The sequence below is a fragment of the Amycolatopsis sp. FU40 genome (assembly GCF_021903635.1).
Classification (GTDB): domain Bacteria; phylum Actinomycetota; class Actinomycetes; order Mycobacteriales; family Pseudonocardiaceae; genus Amycolatopsis; species Amycolatopsis dendrobii.
Genome location: NZ_CP091381.1, coordinates 4856625 through 4871480, shown reverse-complemented (window position 1 = coordinate 4871480; position 14856 = coordinate 4856625). Strand labels below are relative to the sequence as shown.

13 protein-coding genes are annotated in these 14856 nt (G+C 69.6%); 7 read left to right on the top strand and 6 right to left on the bottom strand.

Annotated elements, in window-relative coordinates:
* Positions 1 to 36: 36 nt before the first annotated feature.
* Positions 37 to 1539, top strand: coding sequence for a class I adenylate-forming enzyme family protein (locus L3Q65_RS23295; protein WP_237600800.1), 1503 nt, complete (start codon positions 37 to 39; stop codon positions 1537 to 1539).
* A gap of 103 nt (positions 1540 to 1642) precedes the next feature.
* Here the strand turns inward: L3Q65_RS23295 and L3Q65_RS23290 are convergent, their stop codons facing one another.
* Positions 1643 to 3052: a PLP-dependent aminotransferase family protein gene (locus L3Q65_RS23290; RefSeq protein ID WP_182893973.1), complete on the bottom strand. Its 1410-nt coding sequence runs from the start codon at positions 3050 to 3052 to the stop codon at positions 1643 to 1645.
* On the opposite strand from L3Q65_RS23290, the gene L3Q65_RS23285 reads away from it, so the two are divergent.
* Positions 3051 to 3971: a DMT family transporter gene (locus L3Q65_RS23285; protein ID WP_182893974.1), complete on the top strand. Its 921-nt coding sequence runs from the start codon at positions 3051 to 3053 to the stop codon at positions 3969 to 3971. The genes L3Q65_RS23290 and L3Q65_RS23285 overlap by 2 nt on opposite strands.
* Here L3Q65_RS23285 and L3Q65_RS23280 read toward each other — a convergent pair.
* Together L3Q65_RS23280 and L3Q65_RS23275 are read right to left on the bottom strand one after the other, a co-directional pair.
* Positions 3968 to 4894 carry an ankyrin repeat domain-containing protein gene (locus tag L3Q65_RS23280; protein WP_237600799.1) on the bottom strand — a complete coding sequence of 309 codons (927 nt, stop codon included), beginning with the start codon at positions 4892 to 4894 and terminating at the stop codon, positions 3968 to 3970. The genes L3Q65_RS23285 and L3Q65_RS23280 overlap by 4 nt on opposite strands.
* An 18-nt stretch (positions 4895 to 4912) precedes the next feature.
* Positions 4913 to 7162 (bottom strand): helix-turn-helix domain-containing protein, encoded by a 2250-nt coding sequence (locus tag L3Q65_RS23275; protein WP_237600798.1) that lies wholly within the window; start codon positions 7160 to 7162, stop codon positions 4913 to 4915.
* A gap of 145 nt (positions 7163 to 7307) precedes the next feature.
* On the opposite strand from L3Q65_RS23275, the gene L3Q65_RS23270 reads away from it, so the two are divergent.
* From L3Q65_RS23270 to L3Q65_RS23255, 4 genes are read left to right on the top strand one after another with little or no spacing between them, the layout of a single operon-like run.
* On the top strand, positions 7308 to 7547 hold the full coding sequence (locus tag L3Q65_RS23270) for a hypothetical protein (protein WP_237600797.1): 240 nt from the start codon (positions 7308 to 7310) through the stop codon (positions 7545 to 7547).
* A gap of 32 nt (positions 7548 to 7579) precedes the next feature.
* On the top strand, positions 7580 to 8740 hold the full coding sequence (locus tag L3Q65_RS23265) for a serine hydrolase (protein ID WP_182893978.1): 1161 nt from the start codon (positions 7580 to 7582) through the stop codon (positions 8738 to 8740).
* 23 nt (positions 8741 to 8763) lie between these two features.
* The gene (locus tag L3Q65_RS23260; protein ID WP_182893979.1) at positions 8764 to 9615 is read left to right on the top strand and encodes a hypothetical protein; all 852 of its coding nucleotides are present in this window, start codon (positions 8764 to 8766) and stop codon (positions 9613 to 9615) included.
* A gap of 23 nt (positions 9616 to 9638) precedes the next feature.
* A complete protein-coding gene (locus L3Q65_RS23255) occupies positions 9639 to 10724 on the top strand; it encodes an alpha/beta hydrolase family protein (RefSeq protein ID WP_237600796.1) in 1086 nt (361 codons plus the stop codon).
* Positions 10725 to 10789: 65 nt separating this feature from the next.
* On the opposite strand, the gene L3Q65_RS23250 is transcribed toward L3Q65_RS23255, so the two are convergent.
* Together L3Q65_RS23250 and L3Q65_RS23245 are read right to left on the bottom strand one after the other, a co-directional pair.
* Positions 10790 to 11131: a putative quinol monooxygenase gene (locus L3Q65_RS23250; protein ID WP_182893981.1), complete on the bottom strand. Its 342-nt coding sequence runs from the start codon at positions 11129 to 11131 to the stop codon at positions 10790 to 10792.
* Positions 11132 to 11148: 17 nt separating this feature from the next.
* Positions 11149 to 12846 carry a CocE/NonD family hydrolase gene (locus L3Q65_RS23245; protein WP_237600795.1) on the bottom strand — a complete coding sequence of 566 codons (1698 nt, stop codon included), beginning with the start codon at positions 12844 to 12846 and terminating at the stop codon, positions 11149 to 11151.
* Between the two features lie 87 nt (positions 12847 to 12933).
* On the opposite strand from L3Q65_RS23245, the gene L3Q65_RS23240 reads away from it, so the two are divergent.
* Positions 12934 to 13827, top strand: a complete 894-nt coding sequence (locus tag L3Q65_RS23240; protein ID WP_182893983.1) for an NADP-dependent oxidoreductase — start codon at positions 12934 to 12936, stop codon at positions 13825 to 13827.
* A gap of 74 nt (positions 13828 to 13901) precedes the next feature.
* Here the strand turns inward: L3Q65_RS23240 and L3Q65_RS23235 are convergent, their stop codons facing one another.
* Positions 13902 to 14747 (bottom strand): G1 family glutamic endopeptidase, encoded by an 846-nt coding sequence (locus L3Q65_RS23235; RefSeq protein WP_237600794.1) that lies wholly within the window; start codon positions 14745 to 14747, stop codon positions 13902 to 13904.
* Between the last annotated feature and the right edge of the window lie 109 nt (positions 14748 to 14856).

The following is a 14856-nucleotide window of genomic DNA, read 5'->3' as shown; positions in this document are numbered from 1 at the left end:
TTCCTCGCCGTCCACCTGACCCAGTGAGGACGAGCGATGACGCGTATTCACGACCTGCTCCGCACCGCCCCGGCGGACGCCGTCGGCTGGACGGCCGGTTCCCGGGATCTCCGGTTCGCCGAGATGGACGCCTGGTCGGACCGGATCGCCGCCGATTTCCTGCGGCGGGGCGTGCGGCGCGGCGACCGGATCGCGGTCAACGGGCGCACGACGCCGGAGTGGCTGGCGGTGTACTTCGCGGCCGCGAAGATCGGCGCGGCGGTCGTCGGATTGAGTCCCCGGTACCGGGAAACCGAATTCGCGCACATCCTCGGCGATTCCGGCGCGCGTCTCGTGGTCACCGAACCTTCGGCGGGCGACGTCGATTTCCTTGCCCTGCTGGGAAACCTCGCGCTGCCGGGCGTTTCCGTGGCGACTTTCGCCGAAGTGGGCACAGCGGAGCCGGACACCGAGGCGTTGGCCGCGGCTGCGGCGGCGGTCGAGAAGGACGACCCGGTGATGATCATTTACACCTCCGGCACCACCGGCCGTCCCAAAGGCGCGACGCTGACTCATCGCGGCCAGCTGGCGTCCGCCGCCGCGGAAGCCGATCACCTGCAGTTGAGCGCCGACGACGTGCTGCCGGTGGCCGTTCCGCTGAACCACGTCAGCGGCATCACCTGCTGCGTCCTGTCCGCGTTGGTCGCGCGCAGCCGGACGGTGCTGTTGCCGTCCTTCGACGCCGGTGCCGCCGCTGACCTGTTCCGGACGGCCGGTCTGACGATGTGGGTCGGCGTGCCGACGATGCATACGCTGCTGCTGAACCACGAGCGTTTCGCCGGTATCGACACTTCCGCGATCCGCGTAGTCGTCACCGGTGGCGCGAACGCGGAACCTGCTTTGCTGCAACGCCTTACGGCCGCGTTCCCGAAGGCGACAGTGATGAATCTGTACGGGCTGAGCGAGGTATCCGGTGCTGTCGTGATGACGCCGTGGAATGCCAGTACAGAAGCGACTGAACGCTCGATCGGCGTCCCTTTCCCCGGGGTGGAAGCGAAAATCGCGTCTCCGTCCGGAGAAGCGCTGCCAGCAGGCGAAACCGGCGAACTGCTGTTCCGGACTCCGTCGATCATGGCTGGTTATCACAATCTGCCGGCCGAAACCGCCGCGGCGCTCGACGCGGACGGCTGGCTGCACACCGGCGACATGGCCCGCGCGGACGAGGACGGCTACCTGACGCTGCACGGCCGCGCCAAGGACATGTTCGTCCAAGGCGGATTCAACATTTATCCGGTCGAGGTGGAGAACGTCCTCGCCGCGCATCCCGGGGTGCTGCTGGCGGCCGGGGTCGGCGTGCCCGATCCGGTGCTGGGGGAGATCGGCCGGTATTACGTGGTCCCGGCGCCGGGTTCGGCGGTCACCGAGGCGGAGCTGAGGGAGTTCTGCGCGGCGCAGGTGGCTGATTACAAGGTTCCTCGGCAGATCGTGGTGCGGGACAGCCTGCCGCTGACGCCGTCCGGGAAGGTGCAGAAAGCGGCCCTGCGCGCGGAAAACGGCTAGTGGCCTGACGAAACGGGCCGCTGTCGGCATCGCGCGCCGGGCCAATCGGAGCAGAGACGGCCTCGGAGCCGCTGAGTCCACCCGCGCTGCTGAGAAACCTTGATTAGGCGTTCGCCAGGACCGCCTCCTGGATCACCCGGGCGGCGTCGGCGAACGCGTCCGGGTTCGGTCCGGCGTAGTTGAGCCGGATGAACCGTCCGGTCGGCTCGGCGGGGAACCATTCGTCGCCAGGGCCGATGACGACTCCGGCGGACTCGCAATCGCGGACCACGCGCGCCAGGTCGACCGTTCCGGGCAGGCGCGCCCAGAGGTTCAGCCCGCCCTGCGGCACGGATTCCGCCCGCACCGCGGGCGCGTGTTCGCGGAGGCCGGCGAGCAGCAGGTCGCGGCGGGTCTTGAGCTGCTGCCGGACCCGGCGCAGGTGGGTGCGCCAGGCAGGCTGGGTCACGACGTCGAGCGCGACGGTTTGCAGCACGGTGCTGACGTACATCGATTCCGCCAGTGTGTCGACGAGAATCCGGTCGCGCGCCGGGCCGCGGGCGATCAGCGCGGCGACGCGGATCGCGGGGGAGACGCTCTTGGTGAGGGAGCGGAGGTAGACCACGTGGCCGTCGTCGTCGCGGCCCGCGAGCGGCTGCGGTTCCGCGGTGATGCCGAAATCGTGCGCGGAATCGTCCTCGATCAGGAAAGCGCCGTGCCGGCGGACGGTGTCGAGGACGCGGCCGGCCAGGTCGGGCTGCCACAGCGCGCCGGTCGGGCTGGCGAAACTGGGCTGCGCGTAGAAGGCCCGCGCGCCGGTCTGCTCGAACGTCCTGGCCAGTGCGCCGGGATCCGGTCCGTTCGGGCCGCTCGGCACCGGAACCACCGCGACGCCCGCTTTCGTCGCCGCGAGGATCGCGCCCCAGTACGTCGGAGACTCCAGCAGCAGCGGCTGTCCCGGGCCGACCAGCGCGCGGAACGCGGTGACCAGGCCGCTCTGGCTGCCCGGGGTGATCACGACGTCCCGCGGGGTCACCGGGGCGATTCCGGCCGGGGTCGTCGCGCGCAGTTCCGCGGCGAACCAGGCCTGCAGTTCGGGAACGCCCGCGGTCGGCGGCCGTCCGACCAGCGCGGCTGTGCGCGCGGCCCGGGAGAACGCGCTCCGGACGAGACGCTCCGGAAGCAGCTCCGGGTCAGGATAGCCGGAATGAAGCGCTACTGAGCCAGTGGAGACCGACTGCAGCGACGCGGGCTGTTTGAGCGGTCCGCGCCCGGGGGTGCCCAGCGCCGCGGTCTGCCAGCCGTAGTCGCCGGACCCGGTGGCGGGCGCGGCGCGGACGAATGTGCCGACTCCCGGCAGACTCTCCACCAGGCCTTGGGAAGACAGGCTGCGCAGTGCTTTCTGGACAGTCACCGGACTGGCCGAATAACGCGCTACCAGCTCCCGCGACGAGGGCAGCTTCGCTCCCGCCGGGGCGGTGGCGATCCACTCGCGCAGTGTCGAAGCGATCCGGGAGCTGCTATCGTCGGACATGAAACTGAAGGATAGCGCTACTCTCCAGGCGGCACCGGCGCTACCCCGGGCCGGGCTCTGGTGGGGCCTGGTCGGTGTCGTGGCTTTCTCGTTCACCGTGCCGTTCACCCGGGTCGCGGTGGAAAACGGCGGCCTCTCGCCGATGTTCATCGGCTCCGCGCGAGCAGCGGTCGCCGCGGTGCTCGCGAGCGTCGCGCTGATCGCCACCAGACAACGACTTCCGCGCGGCACCCAGTGGTTCCGTCTCGCCGTCGTCGCCGGCGGAGTGGTGATCGGGTTTCCGATGCTGACCTCGTACGCGCTCACCACAGCCTCCGCCAGCCACGGCGCCGTCGTCATCGCGCTGCTCCCCGCCGCGACAGCGGTCGTAGCGGTGCTCCGCACCCGCGAACGGCCACCCGCGACTTTCTGGGCCCTCGCCGCCGTCGGTGCCGTCGCGGCGATCGGCTTCGCCGTCCTGCAAGGCGGTGGCTTCAGTGGACTGCAATGGTCGGACGCGCTGTTCTTCGGCGCAGTACTGGCCGCCGCGGTCGGCTACGCGGAGGGCGGGCTGCTCGCGCGGGAATTGGGTGCCTGGCAAACGGTTTCGTGGGCGCTGGTGGTGGCTTCGCCGTTGATGGTCGCGTTGACCGTCGTGTCGGTGTCGAGCCACCCTCCACATGCGACAGCGGGCGAGTGGGCCGCTTTCGCCTATTTGGCGGTGGTGAGCATGTATCTGGGCTTCTTCGCGTGGTACCGCGGGCTGGGACTCGGGCCGATGACTCAGGTCAGCCAGGTGCAGTTGGTGCAGCCGGTGCTGAATCTGCTGTGGGCAACGGTGTTCCTCGGCGAGGAACTGACCTGGCAGACCATTCTGGGCGGACTGGCCGTGCTCGGCTGCGCGGGGAGCGCGGTGCGGGTGCGGACTGCTCGCGGTTAGTTCCGGTAGTCGCGGTCAGGAATCCGGATCCAGACGTCGGGCGGCCCGGTGACCGAACGGTTGTCAGCGGGCCGCAGCCCCGCGTACGCGAAGCAGTAGGCGAGTGCGTGGCCCGTATAGAGCGAAGCCAGCAGCACGTCGCCGTCTTCGTCGGGCTCGCCGCCGGGGTGCAAGTCCCAGCCGATGATCTCGCCGTCGCGGATGATGCTGCCCTGGTTGCCGCTCTTGGGGTTGGCGTACATGCCGTAGCAGGTCGTCCCCGCGGACAAAGCCTTGGTGACGCCGGACATCTGCGGCGAGTAGCCCCAGGGCTGCGCGAGCACGCACCCGCCGGGCACATCGGTGGCCCACATGGTGTGGACGACGGTGGGATCGAAGGGATAGTCGCGCATTTCCTCGTAGTCGCCTTCGACCACCTCGGCGTCGAGCCTGCGCACCGCTTCCGCGACGTCGATGCCCGAGACGCAGGCGATGCCCAACCCCTCGTAGTACGGATCGCCGAGCGCGGCGATGAGCCGGCGGCTTTCCTCGACGGTCGCGATTTCCTCCTGCGTCAGCGAAAGGCCCGCATCGGGCAGTTCCGGGGCGGGGCTCGTGAGGCTCAACCGTGCCGGTGACCAGCCCGACATCATGTCCAGCAACGGATCCGCGCCCGCGGCGACCAGGACGCGGACATTGTCCGGCCGGTGCGCGGCCACTGCCCGCCACAGCGCGGTCCGCCCGTACGACAGCGCGTCCACGTCGTTCACCCGCCGCGCCAGTTCGGCCACGACCTCAGCGGAGCCGTGCTCCGCTGCGGCGTGCAGCGGAGGATCGTAAAGAAAGCCGACGTTCGGGTCGGCGCCCTCGTCCAGCCGCGCCCGCACCTCGCCGAGATCCGTCCAGCTTCGCCAGCCGAAGCCTCTCCACCCCTCGTCACGCATGCCGGCCAGCATGCCGGATCAGCGATGCGCCCGGTACCCGCGGCCGAGATGATCCTGAAGCCGCGCATGGCGAAACTGGTAAACCGCCCCAGCCTGCCGCAGCACCCCGCGCCGGTACGCGTCGTCGAGAAACGCTGGCACCGCCCAAGGCAGGCGGCCGGTCAACGGCAGCCAGATGCGCGCCAGCAGCACCCACTGTCCCCAAGCCGTGAACGCCAGGACATACGAGAGCCCGCCGCCCAGACCGCCGACAGCTCCGATCAGCAGGCCGGACGACAGCGGCCACCGGAGCGGGCCCAGCGGGCCTTGGAGAAGCTCGACCAGCAGCGAACCGCCGAAAGCGATCGCGAGGGCGACTGCCGGCACCAGGATGAGCAACTGCCGCAAAGCTGTCGCGCGATTCGTTGCCAGCAGACCGAGCGGGGTGGCGGCCGTGCCGACGTCCAGCGGGATCTCCAGCGCGGCCATCAGCCCGAACACCAGTCCGGCGGCGAGCCCGAAGATGAGTCCGTAGACGAGCGTCGGGACGAGCATCTTCTCGGCAAGCGACTTGCCGTCCGGCGGGAATCCGAAGAGCAGGCCGTGCAAAGCCGTGTTGACCGGGCCGTAGCCGAGTCCGATCACGAACCCGCCCAGCAACGCGGCGCCGAGCCGGGAGGCGTAAGCGCGGAAGAACTGCCGTCCGGTCCGATGTCGTCCGCGCAGCCGGATCTGGACGCGCGACGGTTCGATTCCCCGGCCGCCGCACACGATCATCAGGCCGTGGACCAGCCCGAACGCCAGACCGACCATCGGGCCGATCAGGAGCCCGTCCATCAGGCCCGCGCGGAAGGTGAACGCGGTGCCGCGGCCGACGAGGTCGAGCGGAACGAAGACGAGCCAGTTCAGCACGGCGATGGCGAGTGTCGAGGCCAGGACGACAGCGAGGATTCGCGACGACCGGCGCAGCGAAGCGCCCAGCTGCCACCACGCCAGATCGTGCTCGTCGAGCTGACCGACGTGCTGGGCCAGATAGCCCAGCCACCGCTGGGCGCGTTCGGGATCCCAGCTCCGGAGCGGGCGGGCCGCGTGCGGCGGCCGATGCTCGTAGACGGTGGGCACGAAGCTGGCGAGCAGGTGGTCTTCCAGCGCGTGCGAGGTCGGGAACCGGGCGGTGTCCAGCAAAACCGCCGGGTCCCGGCCGGCGCTGTAGACGGTTCGGGCGAGCGCCACCATCAACGGCGTTCTCAGCGCGGTCGACAGGGGCCCGCCGGGACAGGCGCGCAGTTCGGCGAGCACCGGGTCCCATCGGTCTCCGGCGCGGGAAGTCGTGCGGGGCAGGTAGCCGGAGACGTCGGCCGGGGTGAGGTCGAGCAGTTCCACGCCCGCGGTCGAGGTCGGCACGTCCGTCGCGGCGACCGCGGTCGCGTACTCGGCGGGACGGCTGGTCAGCAGGAACGGCAGCGACGTGGCGCTGAGCGCGGCCAGCGCGGCGGCGTGCAATCCGGTGGCGAGTTCGTCGAATCCGTCCAGAACCGGGAGGAGGCACCCGGTTTCGACCAGTTCGGCGGCCAGCGGGCCGGTCAGGCCGGGGCAGTCGGGGTAGTCCTGCGGCAGGCGTTCGATCAGCCAATTCCGCAGCGTGCTGGCCGTCGGGTCCCACGAGCTGAGGGTGAAGATCGCCGGCACCGGTTCGGCGGGGGTGCGCGTGCGGAGAAAGCCCAGCACGAACCGCAGTGTCAGGATCGTCTTTCCCGACCCGGCCCGGCCGAGCACCGCCAGGCGTCCGGACGGGATCCGCCGGTAGACGTCCGCGATGTCGTCCAGTTCGCCGTTCAGGTCCAGCGGCTCCGCGGATCCGCCCGGCCGGACGCCGCGGATGTTGTCCCAGCGGTCGGTCAGGTTCGGCGAAGCCTGCTGCCAGCGCACCGGCAGCGGGTAAGGATCGTGGACCCGGCGCTGCTCTTCCTCGCGTTGCCAGCGAGAAGCGACCACTTGCGCGAACTGGTCCGCGGCGTCGGACAGCGCGCTCCGGATCCGCGGCGGCTCGGCTTCCGCCGGCTCGGCGGCGGCGCCGAACTCGGCCAGCAGCGCGCGCCGCTCGGCCGCCGTGGTGCCCAGCGCGTCGGCCAGAAGTTTGACGGTGCCCATCCGCGGATCGACGGGTCTGCCGTTTTCGAGCCGCCGGATGGTGCTGACGCTGACCCCGGAACGCTCCGCCAGCTGCTCCTGCGTCAACCCCGTCTGGCGCCGCATCTCGCGCAGCAGAACGCCGGCCCGGCTCGTCACCGCGGAGACCCCTCACTATGCGCCCGCTTACCCCGAACCGAGCTTACCGCGCGACCGGTCACGCCTGACCGGCTTGTGCTCTGGTGCGGTGACCTGCGCGAACCCCACGATGATCGGCATCGGGTCACCTCGGCATCGGAGAGATATGGCCGCCGACTTTCGGTACTGGTGCGGCGAATGCGGCTACCGGACACCTTGGCTCACGAGGCCGCAGAGCGCCGAACAGCGAGCGCGGCACTACGCCCGGTGCCATCCCGGCGTTCCGCCAAGGGGGCAGGCGGAGCGCCGCCGGTCGGACAGCGGCGGGGCCGGCTGCCTGGTGCTGGTGGGTGTGCTGCTGCTGATCGTCGTGGCGGTGGCCGTCTGGCGGTACCAGGCCCGGTAGCTCCGGAACCCTTCGAGCGAAAGAGAGAATTCGTGCGCAGACTGAGACGGGCAGTCCCGATCCTGGCGAGCGCGGCCGTCGCTGTGGCGCTGGCCGCACCGGCGTCCGCGGCCGACGCCCACGCCGACACCCAGGCTGTCCTCAACGGCTACCAATCCCACGCCGGACCGGGCGCGGCCGTCTACGCGGGCAACGCGTCCGGGTCGTGGCATCTGTCGACCGGCAGCGCCACGATCACCGGCCCCGCGCGTCCCCTTCAGCCGGACGAGCATTTCCGCGTCGCCAGCCAGACCAAGACCTTCACCGCCGCGGTCGTCCTGCAACTGGTCGACGAAGGCAAGGTCGCGCTCGACGCGCCGATCGAGCGCTACCTGCCCGGTCTCGTCGACGGCAACGGCTACGACGGCAACCGGATCACCGTCCGGCAGCTCCTCCAGCACACCGCCGGAATCCCCGCCCCGGATGTGGTGGCGTGGGCGCGGAAAGCCGCCGGCCTGGTCAACCCGGACGGCAGCATCGGCCTGCGCGATCTGGTCCAGGTCGGGCTGCGGAACTTCCCGCCCGCGTCCGCGCCCGGCACGGGCGTGCTCTACTCCAATCTGGGCTATCTGATCAACGGACTGCTGATCGAGCAGGTCACCGGGAGGTCCGTCGGCGACGCGATCACCGCCCGGATCATCGACCGGCTCGGCTTGACTCAGACCAGCTTCCCGCGCGCGGGCGACCGATCGCTGCCCGCGCCGTACCTCCCCGGGTACCGCGGGGTCCGGGCGGGCCCGTTCTTCTTCTGGACCGAGACGACCTCGGCCCCGGTCGTCTCCGAACCGTCGATCGAAAGCTCGGCCGGAGCGATCGTCTCGACGCTGGCGGATATGTCGGCGTTCTACCGCGCACTGCTTGCCGGCAAGGTCGTTTCGCCTGCCGCGCTGGCCGAGATGCGCCGGACGGTCCAGGTCCCCGAGCACGTCCCGAGTTACGTCGGTCTGGGCCTCGGGCTGCAGGCCGTCACGCTGTCCTGCGGCGGCGAGGCCTGGTTCCACAACGGCATCGCGGCGTCCGGCTACACCTCGTGGACCGCGGCGACCGACGACGGCCGGTATGCCTCGATGATGACCAACGCGTGGGAGGAGACGAGCATCCGCCCCTCGCCTCTCGACGTGATCGACTCCGCTCTCTGCGGCAGCAGGCAGTGAACCCTACGAATCAAGGAGCGTGCGTGCGCACCCGACGTTTCCTCGCCGCGATCGCGGCGATCGTCCTCGTGGTCACCGGGGCGGCCAGCGCCTCGGCCGAACCCGCGAAACGGGTCTTCAACTCGATGCAGATCCTGTTCAACCTGAGCACTCCCGATCATTTCTGCACGATCGGGGCGGTCGGGACCGACAAGTACGACCGGAAGATCGCCGTCTCGGCGGGGCACTGCCTGATGGACGGACCCGGGCAGCACTACTCCGACCGGGACATCCCGGAGGACATCGCACCGGTCTACGACCGCAACGACACCGGGTTCGGCCCGATCGGCTACGTCCGGTACTTCAAGAACCGGGAAGGCTCGATGACGGGCCACCCGACCAAGGACTACATGATCATCGAGCTGGTTCCGTCGGTGACGCTCTCCTCGCAGGGGCCGTACCTGAAGCAGACCGGCGAGCTGGAAGTCCCCGACGGGCAGCCCAGCCCCAACGCGCTCAACCCGTCGCTGAACAACGAACGCCTCCTCGGCGCCGCGCTGAACAACAACAACGAGCTCGTGGTGTCCGGTCAGCTCGGCGTCTGGTACGGCCGCGTCACCAACAACGCCAACGGCGTCTACCAGTGCTGGGCCAAGCACCAGGCGAACGACTCCGGCGGCCCGGCGATCTGGCACGTCCCCGGCACCGAATATCCCGGACAGGGCAACAACTTCCAGGCCGCCGGCCCATGGGCGGGCATCACCAAGGCGATCATCCTCGGCGTCCCGCAGTACGTTTACACCAGCTCGGCGAACATCCTCGCCGACCTGCGCGCCCGCGACGCCGCGCACCCCGGCACCTACGGCGCCGGTTTCCACGTGACCCAGAACCCGTGACCCTCGCTACCGAGAGAGTGACAATGAGACGGTTGCTTACCCGCGCGCTGGTGTCCGCTGCCGCCGCGATGCTGGCCTTCACCGGTCCCGCCGCCCACGCCGACACCCCAGCCCTGCCGACCTTGACCGACGGCTACGGCCTCACCCAGGTCGGGACCGCTCAGGGCACCGCGACCAACTTCGTCTTCACCGTGACGACCCCGGCGGTCGCGGGACAGCACCACATCCGCGTCATCGTCCCGAGCAGCTATTACGCCGACACCGCCACGCGCTACCCGGTGTTCTACTTCCTGCACGGCGTCGGCGACGATCCGGGCAACCCGCACCTGGCCTACCCCGCGATGCTGGCCGGACAGAAGATGATCACCGTGATCCCGGACGGCGGGCTCCGCGGCTGGTACACCGACTGGGTCCGCCAGGACACCGCGGCCGGGGCGCAGAACTGGGAAACCTTCCATCTCAACCAGGTGATCCCGTTCATCGACGCGAACTTCCGCACCGTCGCCGCCAAATCGGGACGGGCCGTCGGCGGGCTGTCGATGGGCGGATTCGGTGCGCTGCACTACGCCGAGGACCGTCCGGAGTTGTTCACGCAGGCCGTTTCGCTGTCCGGCGCGATCGACTTCAACCTCTACTGGGTCCGCACGGCGATCCGGGGCACGTTGTCCAACGCCGGGTTCGCCATGTCCGGCACGTCCGGCTCCGGAGAGGGAACCGGCGGCAGCGGGTTCGGCCCGGCCGTGCCGACGGACTCCGCGTTCGGGCCGCTCAACGAGGCGGGCGACATGTCCGCGGCGCTGGCCCGCGGTCCGGTCGTGAACGCCGGAAAACTCGCCGAGGTCGGTGTTTCGCTCTACACCGGCTCCGGCAACGGCAACCCGGTCAACGTCCTGCTCGACGAACCGGCGTTCGCCGAGTCGGTCACCGAGGCCGCCCAGCAGAACCTGAAGGCAGCGCTGGACAAGACCGGACATCCCTACTACGCCGTGGATTACGGCAACGGCAAGACCTGGGGACCGAATTGCCAGGGCAAGCACACGGCCGGATGCTGGGGACAGGATCTGGTCGACTACCTGCCGCGGCTGGAGCAGGCTTTCGCTGCCGTGTAAGGAAATGCTGGGGGTACCCCGGACGGATCCGCTCCGTCCGGGGTGCTTGCTTTGCCCCGGCGACGCTAGAGGCTCAGCCGGGCCGCGTCGGCCGCGCTGGCCGAAAATGCCAGCTCCGCCGGTCGCAGTTCGACAGGTTCGGGTGCGCCGTCGAGCAATTCGAGCAGCCGGGGCAGGTATTTGGTCAGCACGCCGGTGTTGTGCGCGTCGAGGGCCGTGCGCGAGGGATACTTCTCGACCACCGTCACCCGCAACGGCTCGGAGCCCGGCTCGACGTAAAAGGCGTACCGCAGCGTGTCCGGCTCATCGCGCAGCACTTCGGGGACCAGTTCGGAAAACAGCGCGAGCAGTTCGGCTCCGCGGCCCAATTTGGCCTGAAGGCGGGCGACAACCACGATCTCGGACATGGAATTCTCCTGCTTTCTTACGCGCTGAGCACCGGAAGGCGCAGCGCTGAGGTGTGGTGCACGGTGTGCTGCGCGACGACCGCCTCGTCGAGAGTGCCGAATTCCGGCACCGTGCGAGTGTGCAGATTGCGGCTGTAGCGCGGAAAACTGAACCCGGCGATCTGCACCCGGATCCGGTGTCCTCGACCGAATCGGTGCGAGACGTCGTGCAACGTTACTGCTACCCGGCTGGGTTCTTCGGGGTCGAGCCAGTCGGTGTCGCCGCCGGTGCGATACCGCGCCCGTTGCGCGCCCTCGGCGACATTGAGCGCGAAACCATCGGGCTCGACGTCCACCAACGTGACGCAGATGTCGGCATCCGGCGCGGTACTGGTGACATCCGCGATCAGCTCAGCCTGCCCGGCGATCGTCACTTCCTCGGTCAACGGCGCGCTCGTGTAGCGGAGCACGTCTTCGCGCCCGTCGACCGCGCGCTGGTCCTGAATGCCGCCCGGTGCCGCGGCTGGATCGCCTTCGAACGCGATTACCCCGCCGTGGGTGGGAAAGGGATCGTGCGGATCGGCGGTGAAGGTGTCCGAACCGTCGCCTTTCCCGCGCGTCAGCTCACCGCCTGAGGAAAGCGCCCATTCTTCGACCGTCGATGCGGGCGGCCACGCCGGTGCGGTTGCCCAGGCATTCGATCCGCCAACGAAAAAGCTGACCCGCCCGGACAGATATGGTGCTGCCGAAGGGTAATCCGAACCGTCGCCGCCGCGCAGATGCCGATCGAAGAACGCGGCGAGCACCGGACTCCACGTCGGCGCCCCGGCCGCCGCGTTCGGCAACACCCGGGCCCCGACGTCGCCGAACGCGCTGTAGGTGCCCGCGTGCGTCCACGGCCCCGCGATCAGACCGGCTTTTTCGTTGCCGGCCAACCGGGTCGCGAGCCGGAACTGGGTAGGACTGGTGAAATCCCGGTAGCCGCTGATCTGCAGGAACGGAATGTCGATCCGCTCGGGCTCGGTGAGCAGCGTCGGCCGATCCCAGAACTCGTCGTGCGGCGACCGCAGCCAATCCGTCCAGAACGGCGCGACGCGGCTGTCGTCGAGCGGGGCGAGGCTGGTCAACGGCAACTGGCCCACCGCGGCACGACGATCGGCGAAGGCTTCGTCCAGCAGTTCGCGCACCCGTTCCTGCTCGGCCGCGCTCAACGAGGTGTGGTCCAGGCCTTCCTGCACCATCCCGAGGGCGTACAGCGTCAGAAAACCCAGTTCGAACAGCCCGCCCGGACGCGCGGTGTGGCGCATGTCGGCGGTCCCGATCAGCGCGACGGCCGCCTTGAGCCGCGGGTTCCGCGCGGCGACCGCTTGCAGCACGGTCATGCCCAGGTAGGACGAGCCGTAGATCCCGACGTTGCCGTCGCTCCAGGGCTGCGCCGCGGCCCAGTCGATCGCGTCGGAGGAATCGTGGGACTCCTGCGCGATGAAGCCGAACTCGCCGCCGGACCCGAACCGCCCGCGGACGTCCTGCACCAGGACGGCGAAGCCCTGGCGGGCCAGCCACACCGGATCTGCGACGAGTCCCGAAACGCGGAAAACGCCGGTGCGGTCGTAAGGGGTCCGGTGCAGCAGCACGGGCCAGCGGCCTTCGGTGGCCGGCCGGTACAGGTCGCCGGCCAGGGTGACGCCGTCGCGGGTCTTCATTTCGACGCCGGCGTCGATGCGAGGTGGATGCACGGTTACTCCCGTTCGGAGAGGAGCTGAGGCGACCGACCGTAACACTAACCGTTGCAAAACACTAACCGTTGTTGTTAAGTTGGCGGCATGAAAGCAGTGCGCTTCGCCGCCTATGGCGGCCCCGAAGTCCTTGAGCTGGCCGAAGTCCCCGAACCCCACGCCGGACCCGGCCAGATCCGCGTCGCCGTGCGGGCGGCGGGCGTGAACCCGCACGATTGGCGCACTCGCGAGGGCCAGTTCCAGCGGATCCGCCCGATCGAACTGCCCTCCGGGGTCGGCCAGGACGCCTCCGGCGTGGTCGACGAGGTCGGCGAGGGCGTCACCGGCATCGCGGTGGGAGACCCGGTGCTGGGCCGAGGTGCGAATACCTACGCCGAGTTCGCCGTGCTGAATTCCTGGGCGCCGTTGCCGTCCGGGCTGACCTTCGCCGAAGCGGCCGGGTACCCGTCGGTGGTCGAGACCGCGCTCCGCGTCATCCGGCTGGTGGGCGTCCAAACCGGACAGACGCTGCTGGTGAGCGGAGCCGCGGGCGGAGTCGGATCGGCGGTGCTGCAGGTCGCCCGCGACCGGGGGATCAAAGTGATCGGCACCGCCAGCGCCGCGAATCAGGACTACGTGCGAAGCCTGGACGCCATCGCGACCACCTACGGCGACGGCTGGGTCGACCGGGTGCGCCAGCTCGGCCAGGTCGACGCCGCCCTCGACCTCAACGGCACCGGGGTGATCCGCGGCCTGCTGGACCTGACCGGGGACCCGGACAAGGTGATCACGATCGCCGATCTGGAGGCCCCGATGCTGGGCATCCGGTTCGCCGGGACGGGCGGGAACATGAAGGAAGCCCTTGCCGAGACGGCAGACCTGATCGAACGCGGAAAACTCCGCATCCCGGTCGACAAGTCCTACCCGCTGGCCGAAGCCTCGGCGGCGCACGCGGACAGCCAGGCGGGACACGCTCGCGGGCGGCGGGTTTTGCTGGTCTGAGCATCGCGAAACGAAGGGGCGGCGCCGGATGGGACCGGCGACGCCCCTTCGAGTCCGCGATCAGGCCGTCGAGATCACTCGTGGACCCACACCGTGGTGAAAGACGCGCCGTTCGGCCCGAGCGGCAACGCGGTCTGCTTGCGGACGCTGCTCGACGGGCTCACCTGGTTGACGTGTCCGAGGTCCCAATGGGCGTCGGCGAGGGTGCCGACGTGCCCGGCGGTGTCGGTGACGGACACGTGGTCGTATCGCACGGCTCCGTAGTCGGGCAGGAAGAACACGCCGTCGCCCGCGTTCCCGCCGAGCGGGGTCTCGGTGATCGCCTCGGCGTTGACGCGAGGGCATCCGCCCATGTCCGGGTAGCAGGGCTGGACCCGCACCAGCGTCTGCCCGGTCGTGAGGTCCTTGACGACGATGCGGAACTTCTTCGGCACGGGTTCGTAGGTGACGGTGGCGTCGATCAGATCGCCCGGTTTGGTCGGGTTCGCGATTTGGATGTCGTTGTGCGGGAACATTTCCCACCAGAGCGCGTACTGCGGGACGCCGTTCGCGCAGCGTGCCGAAGAACCGCCTTGCTCGACGATGTCGTTCCACCAGCCGTCCATGCCCACCCAGGAGACGACCCAGGCGTCTTTCGCGGCCGGGCAGACGATTTTGGGCTGGATCCAGCGTGCGTGCACGGACCGGAAATCGGTCGTGTGCGCCGCGTTGGTGGTGAAATAGCCCGCCCAGTTCCGGGAGGTGTAGTTGGTGACCGTGGCGGCTCCGCGCAGGGGAGCCGCCGGCCTGGCTTGTGCCTGGTCTTGCGCCGCCGCTGCGGATACGTTGGCGGGAAAAGGTTTTGCTGCTCCGGGTGCGAGGGCGAGGAGGCCGGTCAGCACGGCTGCCAGCACCGGCGAACGTCTTCGTGTTGCTGCCATGGAATCCGTCCTTGTCCGGAAACGATCTCGGCCAGGCGGGAAATGGAGATCGCGGCCTGCTTCTGGGATCAGGACATTGTTTCACCGCGGTTCGGCGCCGGCCAGCGGC